At 49.3% G+C, this 15,274-nt stretch carries 11 protein-coding genes; 9 read left to right on the forward strand and 2 right to left on the reverse strand.

Features of this window, described 5'->3' with window-relative positions; genetic code table 11:
• Positions 1–14: 14 nt before the first annotated feature.
• The 5 genes from L7D49_RS17065 (at position 15) to L7D49_RS17085 (ending at position 4,479) form a co-directional block, all read left to right on the forward strand.
• The gene (locus L7D49_RS17065) at positions 15–740 is read left to right on the forward strand and encodes a hypothetical protein (RefSeq protein WP_238083123.1); all 726 of its coding nucleotides are present in this window, start codon (positions 15–17) and stop codon (positions 738–740) included.
• Entirely contained in the window at positions 737–1,321 is a 585-nt protein-coding gene (locus L7D49_RS17070; RefSeq protein ID WP_238083125.1) for a redoxin domain-containing protein, read from the forward strand. The genes L7D49_RS17065 and L7D49_RS17070 overlap by 4 nt, the downstream gene beginning before the upstream one ends.
• A gap of 74 nt (positions 1,322–1,395) precedes the next feature.
• Positions 1,396–2,829, forward strand: coding sequence for a S41 family peptidase (locus tag L7D49_RS17075; protein ID WP_238083127.1), 1,434 nt, complete (start codon positions 1,396–1,398; stop codon positions 2,827–2,829).
• 99 nt (positions 2,830–2,928) lie between these two features.
• The gene (locus tag L7D49_RS17080; protein WP_238083129.1) at positions 2,929–4,188 is read left to right on the forward strand and encodes a PDZ domain-containing protein; all 1,260 of its coding nucleotides are present in this window, start codon (positions 2,929–2,931) and stop codon (positions 4,186–4,188) included.
• 24 nt (positions 4,189–4,212) lie between these two features.
• Positions 4,213–4,479, forward strand: a complete 267-nt coding sequence (locus L7D49_RS17085) for a CsbA family protein (protein ID WP_238083130.1) — start codon at positions 4,213–4,215, stop codon at positions 4,477–4,479.
• A 44-nt stretch (positions 4,480–4,523) separates the two neighbouring features.
• Here the strand turns inward: L7D49_RS17085 and L7D49_RS17090 are convergent, their stop codons facing one another.
• Both L7D49_RS17090 and L7D49_RS17095 read right to left on the reverse strand, forming a co-directional pair.
• On the reverse strand, positions 4,524–4,832 hold the full coding sequence (locus tag L7D49_RS17090; RefSeq protein ID WP_238083132.1) for an AzlD domain-containing protein: 309 nt from the start codon (positions 4,830–4,832) through the stop codon (positions 4,524–4,526).
• Positions 4,832–5,557, reverse strand: a complete 726-nt coding sequence (locus L7D49_RS17095; protein ID WP_238083133.1) for an AzlC family ABC transporter permease — start codon at positions 5,555–5,557, stop codon at positions 4,832–4,834. The genes L7D49_RS17090 and L7D49_RS17095 overlap by 1 nt, the downstream gene beginning before the upstream one ends.
• 140 nt (positions 5,558–5,697) lie before the next feature.
• On the opposite strand from L7D49_RS17095, the gene L7D49_RS17100 reads away from it, so the two are divergent.
• From L7D49_RS17100 to L7D49_RS17115, 4 genes are all read left to right on the forward strand, one after another.
• The gene (locus tag L7D49_RS17100) at positions 5,698–6,330 is read left to right on the forward strand and encodes a TVP38/TMEM64 family protein (RefSeq protein WP_238083134.1); all 633 of its coding nucleotides are present in this window, start codon (positions 5,698–5,700) and stop codon (positions 6,328–6,330) included.
• A gap of 487 nt (positions 6,331–6,817) precedes the next feature.
• Positions 6,818–10,309, forward strand: a complete 3,492-nt coding sequence (gene addB, locus L7D49_RS17105; RefSeq protein ID WP_238083135.1) for a helicase-exonuclease AddAB subunit AddB — start codon at positions 6,818–6,820, stop codon at positions 10,307–10,309.
• A complete protein-coding gene (addA, locus tag L7D49_RS17110) occupies positions 10,293–14,006 on the forward strand; it encodes a helicase-exonuclease AddAB subunit AddA (RefSeq protein WP_238083198.1) in 3,714 nt (1,237 codons plus the stop codon). Before addB ends, addA begins: the two co-directional genes overlap by 17 nt.
• A complete protein-coding gene (locus tag L7D49_RS17115) occupies positions 14,003–15,193 on the forward strand; it encodes a DUF418 domain-containing protein (RefSeq protein ID WP_238083136.1) in 1,191 nt (396 codons plus the stop codon). The genes addA and L7D49_RS17115 overlap by 4 nt, the downstream gene beginning before the upstream one ends.
• Positions 15,194–15,274: the final 81 nt, after the last annotated feature.

Genomic DNA, 15,274 nt, shown 5'->3' on the forward strand with positions numbered 1-15,274 from the left:
AGGAGGCGGATTTTTTGATAAGCAAATATGTCGCAGTCGAATCGAATTCCTTATACGATGGAAGTAGAAAAAGGGGAATCGGCATGCTTGTGAATAAATATTTTTTAATTGGAAAGATTACAGTTCCTTCATCATGGATTGCGCTCATTGTTGCTTTCATAGTGGCATATAGTTTGGTTCGGATCCTTTTTAAGGCAAAGAGTGCAAATAAATGGGCCGATCAGTTTTTCACCATTTTAGTGATCTGGAAGTTATCTGTCGTCGTGACACATGCCTCGTTGATTGTTAAAACGCCAATGGCCATCATCTATTTCAACGGAGGCTTGTTTGGTTTTTGTTTAGGAATTGCCTATTTGTTTATAAGAGGCTGGATGGATCAGCATCGTGGAAGTTTAATGAAAGAGCAATGGGATTCCCTATTGTATGGAGCGGTTTTCACGTTGTCCACTTACCAAGTGGGCATGGCTGTTTTAAATGACGGCCCGATTTATGTTCGGGTGGCCACTGTCGTTTTATTCACCGTCCTCCTTCTGCTGGCGATCTGGCGGTTTACAAAGAAGAAGGAGATTGGAAATCAGGAACCGCTGCTTCTCGCCTCCGTCCATCTATTCGCCGCCTCTTTTCAGCCGGCTGGGGTATGGAATGGAGCGCTGCTTGTCACATTGCTGATCGTCGGCTTATGGATGCTGATTAATTCTCGGATGGAACATGGAAAAACGAATACGGAGGAAATGATATGAACAAGAAAGTAATGGGCTATGTGATTGCTGCTTTGGTGATCGGATCGATGGTCGTTTTCATGATCCGGTCTAATATGAATGATGCGAAGCCATTGAAGGAAGTGGCGGTTGTTGACGATGTGTCAGTCGCGACGGATGGAGAAACAGGTCTAGGCCAAGGAGATCTTGCCCCGGATTTCAGTTTGGAGACATTAGACGGGACCGTCATCAAACTTTCGGACTTAAAAGGGAAAAAGGTAATCTTGAACTTTTGGGCTTCTTGGTGTCCGCCGTGCAAAGCGGAAATGCCCCATATGCAGAACTACTATAAAAATTACAGCGAAGACGATAATGTTGAAATTGTCGCGGTCAACCTGACGACAGGAGAGAAGCTCGGGTTGAAAGGCGTCGAGGATTTTATTGACTCCTATGGTTTGACCTTCCCCATCCCACTGGACAAGGAAGGTGACGTGATGGATCAGTATCAGGCATATACGATGCCGACGACGTACATGATTCAAACGGACGGAACCATTGCCCAGAAAATCATCGGACCGATGGATGAGAACATGATCCGCAACTTGGTGGATTCAATGGAATAATAAAAAAAGCCGGTTTTTTGCAGTCGTATTGTGTACAGCCCCTTCATATATTGGTGAAGGAAGGAGGATACGACGTGCGAAGAAGCCGGTTTTTTCTATTTATGATGATGGCGGTGTTGGCCGCAGGACTCTTGTTTGTCTTAGACGGTTGTGTATCGGAGAAAAAGCAGGCCGAACAGGCCGAGAAGAGTTCATTTCCTGTTATCGACGAAGCGTATCAACTAATTAAAGAGAACGCCGTCTATCAGGTGGAAGGGGACAAGCTGATTGAAGGAGCCCTGCGCGGCATGGCAGATGTCATCAATGACCCATACTCCACCTATTTGTCTAAAGAGGAAGCGGCGTCTCACAGGGAATCTCTTGCGGGGGAACGAGTCGGAATCGGAGCAGAGATCACCAGATCCAACGGGAAGTTCATTATTGTGGCACCTGTAAAAGGTTCGCCCGCCGAGAAAGCGGGACTGCTGCCATACGATGAAATTGTGCGCATCAACGGCGAGCGTTTGGAAGGTTTGACGTTGCAGGATGTCGTCCGGCTGATCCGCGGTGAAAAAGGCTCATCGATGACATTGACCATTTATCGGCCAGAGTTGACCAAGCATTTGGAAATGACGATAGTGCGGGAAGCGATACCTGTCAAGACGGTCAGTTCGGAGATAATGAAGGAGCGGGGCGAAACGATTGGGTACATAGCACTGACGATGTTTGGAGATGAAAGTGCTAAAGAGTGGAAAACCGCAACGGATGATTTAATGAAACAAGGAGCAAAAGGGTTAATCATCGATTTGCGCGGCAATCCGGGCGGTTATTTGCGGGCAGTTGGCGCGATCGCAGGCAGTTTGCTGGAGGATAATTCGATCTATGCTTATATGCAGGATGCCGAGGGGAATTTAACGCCGCTCGTTGTAGAACCGTCTGATCAATATGATCCGAAGCTGAAGAAAATCCCGATTGTTCTTCTTCAAGATAAAGGCAGCGCCTCAGCCAGTGAAGTGCTGAGCGGTGCGCTAAAAGATTTACGAAGAGGAACGATTACGGGCACGACAAGCTTTGGAAAAGGCACCGTCCAAGATACGATGGAGCTGACGAATGGCGGCGAAATGAAACTGTCGACTCATAAATGGCTGACGCCGAAGGAACAGTGGATTCATGGATCAGGTGTAGAAGCCGACCTGAAAGCAGAACAGAATAAATTATTTACTGAGCACGTAAGAATCGTGACGGATATTTATTCACCAGGCAACCATCACGAAGACATCGCCTACGCCCAACGTTTATTAGGTGGGCTCGGCTACAAAGTCGACAGGACAGACGGTTACTTTGACGAGTCAACTGCAGCTGCTGTCCAGCAATTCCGCCAAGATGGCCAGCTCGATTCAGAAGATATTATGGATCGTAAATTCTATTCGCTGCTGCGTGAGCGGGTAGAGGAGTACCGAAAAGATCGTTCCAATGACATTCAGCTCCAAATGGCAATCGGGTATATGCATCATGTGTTGACCGAATAGGATGATTCGGTTGAAAATGAATGATCGTTTATTGGAAAGCTCCTTGCAGCCGGCAAGGAGTTTTTTCCTGCCTTAAAGCAGGACGGGAGAACCAACTCTATGAAAATTTGGTCTGCATCTCACACCAGAGTCGATTCTTTTGATACAATAGAGAACAAAATAGTAGCTGGGGAACGGATGGTGTGGACTGTGACTGAACAAGATTGGTGGAATATCGGTAAGGCGATCGGTTATTTCTTCTTGAATCCGTTGTTTTGGGCAGCTTTGATAGCGGCTGTGGGGGTTGGCTATTTCAGAGTGAAGCGGGAGCGGCGGCATTTTAACATTCGACTGCTTCCGGGGCTGACGGAATGGCGGCGCATTGTTTCTGAGTCATGGCTTCCCGCATTAGTGCTGTCGATTGTAGTATCCGGCGTCGGTTTGGCGGTCGACCGGGGGTGGCTCGTCCTCTTCATCGGCATTTCGCTGATTGCTCTTTTATCCTTTTATTACCAGGCGATGTCGCCCATTTATTTTGCCGCGATTGCAGTACTTGCGATTTATGGCATGCAATTTGATTCATCCCGTTTTATGCTGTACGGCTGGAGCCCAGATGAGGTCGACTTTTTCGGGCCGCTCGCTGTGACGGTTGCCATTATCGCAGGATTGCTTTTAATGGCGGAAGGGTATTTGGTCAGGCGGTTTGCTGCCCGCTACCCGTCGCCGTTGCTGGAGCCGACCAACCGGGGTCTGAAAGCGGCTGTTTTCAAAGTGAAACGGCTGTGGCTTCTTCCCGTCGTGTTCCTCGTTCCTGGCGATATGATATCCGCATACGTGCCGTACTGGCCGCAGCTGACACTAGGTGCAGCGACGTTCAGCTTCGTGCCTGTTCCTGTCGTCATTGGTTTCTCGCAAATTGTCAGGACGACCTTCCCTGAAATTTTATATCCTAAAATGGGACGGGCTATCATGGTGATCGGGGCAGTTGTTGTGGCAATCGGCATTGGTGCTATCTGGATGCCTGTTTTAGGATGGGCCGCCGTTGCAATTGGTGTCATTTCCCGGATCACTCTTTCCGTCGTGACAGCGATGAAAGAACGGAAAGGCGGGTATGTTGCAGCGCCTCGTTCATCTGGCGTCATGATTGCGGGCGTTCTGCCGGATTCGCCGGGTGAACGGCTTGGTCTTGTGCCTGGCGAATGCATCCGTGCCGTTAACGGAATCCATGTGACGAACGAGAAAGAACTGTATGATGCTATTCAAGTGAACGCAGCACACTGCAGGCTGCAAGTGATTGGCCGGGACGGAGAGGTCCGCCTCATGCAGCAAGTTCTCTACCGGCATGATCATCACCGGCTTGGTTTGCTAGTCGTCCGGTAATTTACGGATAGAGGGGGAAGATGTATGGAAGCATTCGGAACTAAACTTGTACTCGCCCTTTTCCTGCCTGGGTTGCTCGTCCTCTTCTTTACACGCGTCACCTTTCACCATATCGTAGGTCTCATTTTGACGCTTGCTTTGATTGCTGCATCGGTTTACGCAGGGTATACGCATAATTGGCTTCTTTATGCGGCAGACGCTCTTTCACTGACAGTCGGTTTTTCATTGGCAGCCCGGATGGTAAAGAAGGCGAGAGGCCGCGACCAATCGGAAAAGGAAACAGTAGAATGATCAAAACCGCAAGCGGATGTGAATCCAGCTTGCGGTTTTGTTGTTTACAGAAATAAACTATAGATGGCCAGTACACCGATCGTTCCGAGAACGACAGGCATAACCCCGCCACCGAGAATCGCAATGAGAAAGGCGGTGGCCGCCCCGATGACGCCAAATAGGATATTGCCTTCCTGGACGAATAAAATCGCCGGGAAAATGAGCGCCCCCAGCACCGCATACGGAATATTGCTTAATACTCCGCTGACGATGGGAGGCAGTTTCTTTCCATCCAAAAACGTAAGAGGCACCATGCGGGGTATATACGTTACAAGCGCCATGCCGAGCAGCATCCACCAATACCAGGCACCCATCATTCATCCCCCTTTTCTGGATACATGCCAGCGACTGCTTTTCCGCGCCGCGCGTAAAACATTTCTACGAGGATGGCAGAGGCGAGCGTGGACACGAGTATGGCCCAGCCGGTCGACAGCAGTTCTGTGAAATAAAAGAAACAATGGATGGCTGCAGCAATGCCCGCAAGCATAACGACTTTTCGGTTTCCTTTCATGGAAGGGACCAACAGGCCGACGAACATGGCGTACAGCGCAATTGACATCGCGGCTTGCAGAAATGCAGGCAGATTCGCGCCAATTACATGACCTACTGCCGTGAAGATGACCCAGCTGCCATACGCGATAATCGACACACCAAAAGCGAACGCCGTGGATACTTTCTCCTCTTTTTGCGTCGCAATGACGGAGAAAGATTCATCTGTGATCCCGAACGAATACACTGCTTTCACCCATTTCGGCGCGCGATGCATCTTTTCATTGAGCGAAGCCGTCATAAGAAAGTGACGGATATTGACGATAAATGTATTCATGACAATCAATACCGGATCGACTCCGAATTTTATCATGCTTAACGATATGTATTGGGCCGCCCCTGCGTAGACAAAGAGGCTCATCGCAGTCGCTTCCATCAAAGAGAGCCCTGTCGTTTTGGCGAGCAAGCCGAACGTCAATGCAACAGGAAAATAGCCGATGGCGATGCTCGTACCGGCCTTCAGTCCGGATTGAAATTGTTTTTTCAACATGTTGTCACCTTTTTTCTAGCGTATCCTAGCGATTATACTATAAAATTTTGTTTTGGTGGTATTGTATAAAAGGAATAGTACAAATACGGAATGTGCAAGCTGAACTAGATTGACTGTAAACGGATGAGGGTGTGATTGGGATGCCGGAATGGCTGGATTTAGACAAATTTGAAGCGATAGCACAACAATATAAATTACTTGGTTCGTTGATTGGACTCTTGTTGCCGGTCATCGAAGCCTTTTTGCCGTTTTTGCCGTTGTTCGCAATCGTCATAGCCAATGTGAACGCCTATGATTTATGGTATGGATTCCTTTTATCCTGGGGTGGAACCGTCATTGGATCCTATACAGTGTTTCTCATTATCCGGAAGTTCGGCCAAAAACGGTTCTTCCGATTCCTGACGAAACATGCGCGGGTTCAACAATTGATTCACTGGGTGGAGCGTAACGGATTCGGTCCCTTATTCCTGTTCATCTGCTTTCCGTTTACACCGTCCGCCCTCGTCAACCTGGTGGCCGGCCTGTCGAATATGAAAAAGAAACATTACTTGTTTATCCTCATGGCTGGAAAATTCGTGATGATCTTCACGATAAGCTTCATTGGACACGATTTGAGAGCCTTGTTTACACAGCCGATACGGACAGCAATCGTGGGCATCATCATCTTTCTTCTCTGGTTCATTGGCAAACGGCTTGAAAAACGATTGAATAAAAGGGTTGAAGAGGAATCGAGCAATTATTTCAACGTAGAGGATGAGAGAGAGGAAGACTAGTGGGAGGAGTGCCGAGGAATGGTACTTCTCTTTTTTGTGTGGGAGTAGGTGTGGTTCGGGTGTTATTATAAGTCGATGGACTCGTGGGAAAAGGGTAAGCTCGGGTGCACTGGTGTTATGCAAGGTTGTGACATGGTAATGCGCGGGTGCCCCGGTGTTTTGCTCGGTTGTGGCATGGTAATGCGCGGGTTTCCTGGTGTTATGCTCGGTTGGGGTATAGTTATGCGCGGGTGTCCTGTTGTTATGCTCGGTTGTGGAATGCTTATGCGCTGGTGCTCTGGTGTAAAGCGCCACCATAATTTTTCCAACTTTATTTTCACACACAAAATCCATATGCAGCCTCCCTTCAAACCGCTCTCCCCGCACCATGCTCACTTCCACTATATGGCCCAATGCAATTAGTTCCTGTCCTGTTCATCTTTCGGTACAATAGAAAGATAGAGAACAGGCATTTTTATTTTTACAAGATAGAGAGGAGGAGTCGTTCATGTCTTTGCGATTTATTACAGGACGGGCGGGCACGGGGAAGACGACATTCATCGAGCGGGAGATTGCGTCCGCGCTGCAAGCGGATCCGCTTGGGCCGGCGATTGTCCTTCTAGTTCCGGATCAGATGTCGTATTCCATGGAGCACAGTTTGTCGGTCAATTTCGGTCTTCGGGGTATCATCCGGGCGCAAGTATCGACGTTTAAACGGCTGGCTTGGCGAATTTTGCAGGAGACCGGAGGGATCACCCGGAAAGAGGTGGATGGTTTCGGGTACCGGATGCTCGTGCGGAGTGTGCTGGAGGAAAACCGCGACGATTTGAAATTGTTCCGGCAGGCCGCGAATAAAAAAGGGTTCGTGGAAAAAGTCGGTGATCTCATGAAGGAATTCAGCCGCTACTGTCTCGATCGACAATGTTTGACGGATCTTGGTACAAATCTCGAGATGACAGATGCACCAAGAACGCTGCAGGATAAAGTGCATGATTTGACGCTCCTTTTTACAAAGATTGAAGAACGACTCGGCACATCTTATGTGGATAGCGAGGGGCATTTGGCGCTTCTGGCTTCGCAAATCAAACATTCTGATCTTCTTCAGGAAGCGGATATTTATATAGACGGGTTTGAAAGCTTCACAGCCCGTGAGTACGAGATTTTAACAGAGTTGATGAAACATGCAAAACGGGTAACCGTTGTCCTGCCAATGGAATCGGATTTGACCGGGCACGCTGATCATGAGCTGTTTTTCAATCCAGTACGAACTGCTCTCCGGCTGCGTGAGATTGCGAGAACCGAATCAGTCGAGATGGAAGAGACCATTCATTTGGATCAAGCCCTTCGTTATCATAATGAGGAGCTTCGTTTCTTTGAGTCGGCATTCGAACGGTATCCGATGCCATCTAGAGAATCGGAAGGAGCCATCACGCTGATTGAAGCCGCAGACCGTCGTGCGGAAGTGCATGCGGTCGCAAGGAAAATCAGGGAAATGGTCATGGCGGGTGAACGTTACAAAGAGATTTCCGTGTTGTACAGACAGCCCGAAGCATATGACGAATTGATCGAAACGATATTCGGGCAGTATGACATCCCAGTATTCATTAGCCGAAAAAAGCCGATGCTTCACCATCCGCTCATTGAATTTACGCGTTCCGTCCTGGAGGCGGTGCTCGCCAACTGGTCGTATGAGACCGTGTTCCGCGCCGTAAAGACGGATTTGTTTTTCCCACATGGAGAGGACAAGTTTTTATGGCGGGAACGGGCAGATCGGCTGGAAAATTATGTTTTGGCCAATGGCATCTATGGTCCTCGCTGGTTTGATGACACACGCTGGATTGTGAAACGGTACCGGGGACTGGAGAAGTACACCCAAGTCCAAACCGACGAGGAGCTTGCCCAGCAGCATGAACTCCATGCAATGCGGGATCTAATCCGTGAGCCGCTTGCACAGTTCGAGGCACGGTTAAAGCGTGCAAGAAACGGCCGTGAAGTGGCGGAATCGCTCTTTTCCTTCATCGAAGGATTGCGAGTGTACGATAAAATCATCGATCTTCGCATGGAAGAGGAACGCGCCGGCAGATTGCTTGGAGCGACGGAGCATGAGCAGGCATGGGATAGCTGGATCAATGTGCTTGATCAATTTGTCCTCATGTTCGGCGATCAGCAATTGGATCCGAAGGAAGCGGCCCGCATTCTCGATGAAGGTTTCGACACATTGGAGTTCACACGGATTCCGCCTTCACTCGATCAAGTGACCGTAACGACGATCGAGCTTGCCAGCTTGATGGAAATCGATGTTGGCTTTGTCATCGGGGTGAATGACGGCGTATTGCCACAGCGGATCGATGCGGAAGGACTTCTTTCCGATGCAGACCGCGAATGGTTCGCGAAAAATGGTTTGGAGCTTGCGCCGACTGCGAAGATGAAGCTGATGGACGAAGCGTATATGGCGTACCGTGCGTTCACGGCTTCGAGGGAGCGTCTCTTCATTTCTTATCCGATTGCGGATGAAGAAGGAAAATCCTTGCTCCCGTCATTATACATTCCGCGGATTGAGCAGCTGCTCCCCGGAATAGAAAAGAAGCTTGCCGTTACGGACCCGACGGAATTGCTGTCCGATATGGATCAAATGGAATACGTGAGCCATCCAAGGGCCGCATTGCCTTACTTGTCTATGAAATTAAAGGAAGCAGATCATTCAGGAAAGCTGGAGCCCGAGTGGCATGCCGTCCAATCGTATTACGACGAAGATCCTCTTTGGTCTTCGGTACTTGAGGTGATCATGAAACCTCTAGACAATCAGAAGCGGGCTGACAGGCTGGCACCGGAGCTGACGGAAGGGCTGTATGGCCGGTCGTTCGTGTCCAGCGTCTCCCGCGTTGAATCGTATTACAGCTGTCCGTTCCAGCACTTTGCATCGTATGGCTTGGAGTTGCATGATCGGATGGAATTCCAATTAGAGGCTCCTTCCATCGGTGATTTATTTCACGCGGCGTTGAAGTGGATTTCGGATGAGGTGATTCGGTCTGGACAATCTTGGACCGACCTTTCCAGAGAACAATGCTGGCAATTGGCGAGAACGGCTATGGAGGAAATTACGCCGCGCTTTTTCAATCAAATCCTATTGTCCACGAGCCGTTATCACTATATTAGGCGGAAGCTAACCCATATTTTGCAGAAGACGATTTTTGCCTTGACGAAGCAGGCGACGACTAGCTTATTCCGTCCTGTCGCAATCGAAGCGGCATTTGGACCGGGCGAGAAGCTGCCGCCACTTGAAATCCCGCTGCGGCGGGGCAATAAGATGAATTTAAGCGGGCGGATCGACAGGGTAGATGCGACTGAAATCGATGGCAAGAACTATGTGCGGGTCGTTGACTATAAGTCATCCGCGAAAAACTTGGATCTGACTGATGTCTACTATGGCCTATCCTTGCAGATGCTGACGTATTTGGATGTGGCGGTGGAGAATGCAGCTGAATGGATTGGTTTTCAAGCGGATCCAGCGGGCGTTCTTTATTTGCATATCCACAACCCGATGATTAAGACGGAGCTGGAGCTGACAGAGGATTTAATTGAACAGGAACTGTTGAAATCGTATAAGATGCGCGGTTATTTGCTGGAGGATCCTGACGTCGTGCGAGGGATGGATGCCTTGATCGGCAAGTCGTCCTCGATTGTACCTGCTGCGCTGAAGACGGATGGAAGTTTTACGAAGGCGTCAAAAGTGCTCGGTTCAGATGATTTGAATGTTGTCCGGAACTATGTGCGTAAGCGTCATCAGATGGCGGGAGACGGCATGCTCGCCGGAGATACCCGAGTGTATCCTTACAAGCTGAAGGACCGGATGCCATGCGAATATTGCTCCTATCGAGCCGTGTGCCAATTTGACACGACCGACCCGGATTCCATGTATCGAAACTATGAAAATCTAGATGCGGAGCAATCCCTTGAAAGAATGCGGAAGGAAGTGATGGATGATGAACATACCCGTTAAACCGGATGATGTGACGTTTACAGATGATCAGTGGAAAGCGATCTGGGCGACCGGAAAGGATGTGCTTGTTTCAGCAGCGGCCGGTTCTGGGAAAACGAAGGTGCTCATTACCCGCATGATTGAAAAGGTGCTCAATCAGGAACATCCGATTGATGTCGATGAATTGCTTGTCGTGACATTCACGAATGCAGCGGCTGCGGAAATGAGGCACCGGATGGCGGAAGCGCTGGAGGAAGCAATACTCGAGCAGCCGGAGTCCATCCACTTGCGCCGGCAGCTCAGTTTGTTGAATAAAGCTCAGATTTCCACGCTCCATTCATTTTGCTTGAATGTCGTCCGCCAGTACGCCTACTTGCTCGACATCGACCCTGGCTTCCGGATCGCAGATAGCACAGAAGCGTCCCTGCTGCGTGATGACACGATCGGTGATGTCCTGGAGGATGCGTACAAGGCCGAGAATCCGGAACCGATGTACCGGCTTGCTGATAGCTTTACGTCAGACCGGAATGACCAGTCCATCGAAACACTCATTGACCGGCTATACGATTATTCACGCGTTCATCCTTCGCCAGAGCAGTGGCTCCGGATGATCCCGGCAGAATATGAAATTGATGAAAATGCGACGATTGATGAGCTTGGATTCATCGATTCGTTGAAATTGTCCATCCGGCATTCACTCGAGGAAGCTGCTGCGTTAACAGAAGATATGCGGAGGATTGCGTTGATGCCGGAAGGTCCCGAACCATTAGCGGCAACTGCGGAAGCCGATTTACTGTGGATCCGGGAAGCGATTCGCCGAATTTCCGAAGAATCATGGGTGGATACGTATGAATTCTTTGCTTCGTTGACCTGGGTGAAAGCCGGCACGATCCGGAAAAATACATGTGATGAGGAATTGGCAAAACGGGCGAAAGCGCTGAGGGACTCCGTAAAAAAATTGGTGACTGGTTTGAAAGAATCTTATTTCACAAGGACTCCTGCACGGTTGCTCGATGAAATGCGCCTCATGGCTCCGATGATGCATACGCTCATTGAGCTGGTCATCGACTTTGGCGAACGCTACCATCGGGTGAAGATCGACCGGGGACTCGTCGATTTTTCTGACTTGGAACATTATGCGTTGCAAATCCTCTCCAAGGAGGAAAACGGCAAGCTTGTCCCTTCTGATATCGCACTCGATTATTTAAACCGCTTTGCCGAAGTGCTTGTGGATGAATACCAGGATACGAACTTGCTCCAGGAGGCGATCATCCAGCTCGTGAAACGCGGCGGTGAATCAGATGGGAACCTTTTTATGGTTGGCGACGTAAAACAGTCGATCTACCGTTTCCGTTTAGCCGAGCCAAATCTGTTTCTCGGGAAATACAACCGGTTTACAACGACCGATGGCAATCAAGGGCTGAAAATCGACTTGAATGCGAATTTCCGGAGCCGGAAGGAAGTGCTGGATGCGACAAACTACATCTTCTCCCAAGTGATGGGCGAGCGTGTCGGGGAAATTGAATATGACGAAGCGGCTGCTTTAAAATACGGTGCGCGTTATCCCGATAAGGAAATGCCTGCCCGCATTGCTTTGCTCTACGATGGTGAGGAAGAGGGCGAGGAGCAGGAAGCGACTGATCTGACAGGACAGAGCTTGAAAAGTTCCCAAGCCGAAGCACGCTATATGATCAAGCGAATTCAAGAGCTGATGGCGTCTGGTGCGGAAGTGACCGATGCGTTCAGCGAGAAACGCCGGCCGCTCGAGTATCGGGACATCGTCATTTTGATGCGGTCGATGACGTGGTCGGGAGAGATCGCGGAAGAATTCAAACTCGCTGGCATCCCGGTATATGCGGAATTATCGCAGGGTTATTTTGAGGCGATTGAAGTGATGATCATGCTCAATACGCTTCGGGTCGTCGACAATCCTTATCAGGATATCCCGCTTGCGTCTGTTCTTCGCGCGCCGTTCATCGGCATGACAGAGAGTGAATTGGCCCAAGTACGCCTAGCCCATAAAAAGGTGCCATTTTATGATGCGCTGCGGACCTTCATCGATCAAGGGGGAGCAGGAATAGCATCCGAGACTCAGCAAAAGCTGCAGCGGTTCTTCATCATGTACGAGGACTGGCGCAACCTGGCTCGACGAGGCTCCTTAGCTGATTTAATCTGGCAAGTCTATTCCGATACACATTATTATGAAATGGTCGGTGCCATGCCAAACGGCAAACAGCGCCAGGCGAACTTGCGTGCACTGCATGACCGCGCCATCGACTACGAGAAGACCTCCTTCCGGGGACTGTTCCGTTTTCTACGGTTCGTCGACCGGATGCAAAAGCGGGGTGATGATCTAGGCGCTGCCCGTTTTGTCAGCGAAACGGAAGATGTCGTGCGGATCATGACGATCCATGCTTCGAAGGGACTGGAGTTCCCGTATGTATTTCTGCCGGGAATGGGCCGTCAATTTAATAAAATGGATTTCAATGAGCCTTATTTATTCGACCAGCACTTTGGTCTCGCTGTGAAAGCGATTGATCCGGAATTGCGGATCACATACACATCCTTGCCGTTCCTTGCGATGAAGGAGAAAAAGCAACTCGAGATGCGCGCAGAGGAAATGCGGATTTTGTATGTGGCGATGACCCGTGCAAAGGAGCATTTGGAATTGATTGCTTCGATGAAGGATATGGAAAAATCAATCGGGCAGTGGCAGGACGCTCAAATGGTCCCGCCCGGCCAGATGTTGCCGGAATATGTGCGCTCTCGTGCGAACGGTTATTTGGACTGGATCGGACCTGCCATTGCAAGGCACCGTGACTTTGAGAAGATGGGGGTCTCGTATGGTGGCCAACTTATCGAGGATTCATCCGTCTGGGACATCAATGCGCTGCCCATATCATCTTTGTTGAATGTCCAGCAGGAGCCTGGGGAGAGTCTGCTAGAACCTGAGATTTCGGAGTTACAGGAGATAGCTTCGGACGAATTGCTAGTACAGGAAGTGAAACGGCGGTTTGATTTCAGTTATCCGCATATGGCTTCTGTGAAAAAACGGTCGAAGCAGACGGTCAGCGAGTTGAAGCGTCTGTCGCTGTTAAATAATGAACCGGATTTTGATGATCCGTTTGCAACAAGAGACGATGAACTGACGACGCCTTATTTGCATGACCGACCTGCTTTCATGCAGTCCCGCACATTATCCGCTGCTGAAATCGGAACCGCAATGCATACGATCATGCAGCATATCGAGTTAGGCAAAAATCATTCGGTAGCAGACGTGGAACGGCTTGTGACAGAGCTCGCGGAGCGTCAGCTGCTCACGTCAGAAGAGGCGAATGCGGTGGATGTGCGGAATGTAACCCGCTTTTTCGAAACGCCGCTAGCAGACCGCTTGCGGAAGGCGAAACGGGTTCTGAAGGAATTGCCTTTTACGTATGCACACGATGGCGATGACGGTGACCATCAAATATTGCAAGGGATCGCCGATTGTCTTTTTGAGGAGCCGGATGGCTGGGTGCTGCTTGATTACAAGACCGATCGGACGCGGGGCCGGTACTCGGATGTGGAGCTTTCTGAGGAAATGCAAAGACGGTACGGCATCCAAGTGAGCCTGTATAAGAAGGCCATCGAAGAGATTACTAAAATTAAGATTAAAGAAATGCTCCTCTATTTATTTGATAGCGAGAGGACATTGCGTGTTCAGGAGGAATCAGTTTGAATTTGACACCAACGCTCAACAACCGGATTGAATCACTGGATATGTTGAGAGGTTTTGCATTGCTCGGCATCTTTATTGCCAATATGCTGACATTCCATTCCCCTTATTTTTATTTGGAGCCTCACTCTTGGTTCAGCACACCGGGCGATGCAGAAACGTTTAAAATCATTAATATTTTTGTAGAAGCAAGTTTTTATCCGATTTTCGCGATGATGTTCGGCTACGGCATGAATTTGCAATATGAGAAGGCACAAGCTGCCGGAAAGCCCTATGCGCCGGTCATGGCGAAACGGCTCGGCATCTTGCTGCTGTTCGGCCTGCTTCATGCGTTATTCATCTGGTCCGGTGATATTTTATTCACCTATGCATTGATGGGTTTCATCATGATTGCAGCGGTGCGTATTCCAAAACGCTGGCTCGTTCGGATTGCGGCAGTCGTTTATCTGATCCCGGCAATCCTCCTGATAGGCGGGCTTTATTTACTTAACAAGCTTAACCCCGACCAGGTGATGAGCGATTATGTGGACATTCAGCAAATTGAGTTGGCTATCACGGCTTATGGCCACGGCACATACTGGGAAGCGTTTGCGTTCCGGGCGGTAGAATGGGCGACATTCGGATTAACGAGTGTGTTTCTTGCCCCGGTTATGATTTTGCCGCTCATCATGTTCGGAGCTTACCTGTCCAAAGTGAAATTGTTTGAACGCGCTGCAGAATTAAAAGGGCGCATTGCGATTGTGACAGTGATTGCACTTGTCGGTGGCATTGTCATTAAATCAATTCCATACATCGACAAACCCACGGTTCATTATGACATGCTTCAGAAATTGATTGGCGGTCCTATGCTCGCGATCGGCTATGGGGGGATCATCCTTCTCTTCTGCCAAGCGCCGCTGTTCCGGACTATTTTCCGTCCAATTTCAAAGGCAGGCAGAATGTCGCTCACAACCTATCTGACTCAATCCATTATCGCTACATTGCTATTCAATAGTTATGGGTTTGGATTGTACGGAAAAGTCGACTTGGCGACAGGTACGTGGATGGCGATCGGGATTTTTGTCATTCAAGTGATCTTTGCGGAGTTGTGGTTCATGAAATTCCGGATGGGTCCGTTCGAATGGATTTGGAGAAAAGGGACGTACGGAAAAAACTTGCCGAAAAAAGAAGGAAATGTGCAAGCATTGTAGAAATGAATCTAAGAGATTGTCAGGAAGTGAGAACAATCTTTTATTTGCGGAAAATAGTTTTGACATAGGACGGAAGGATGG

The sequence above is a fragment of the Sporosarcina cyprini genome (genome assembly GCF_022048975.1).
Classification (GTDB): Bacteria; Bacillota; Bacilli; order Bacillales_A; family Planococcaceae; genus Sporosarcina; species Sporosarcina cyprini.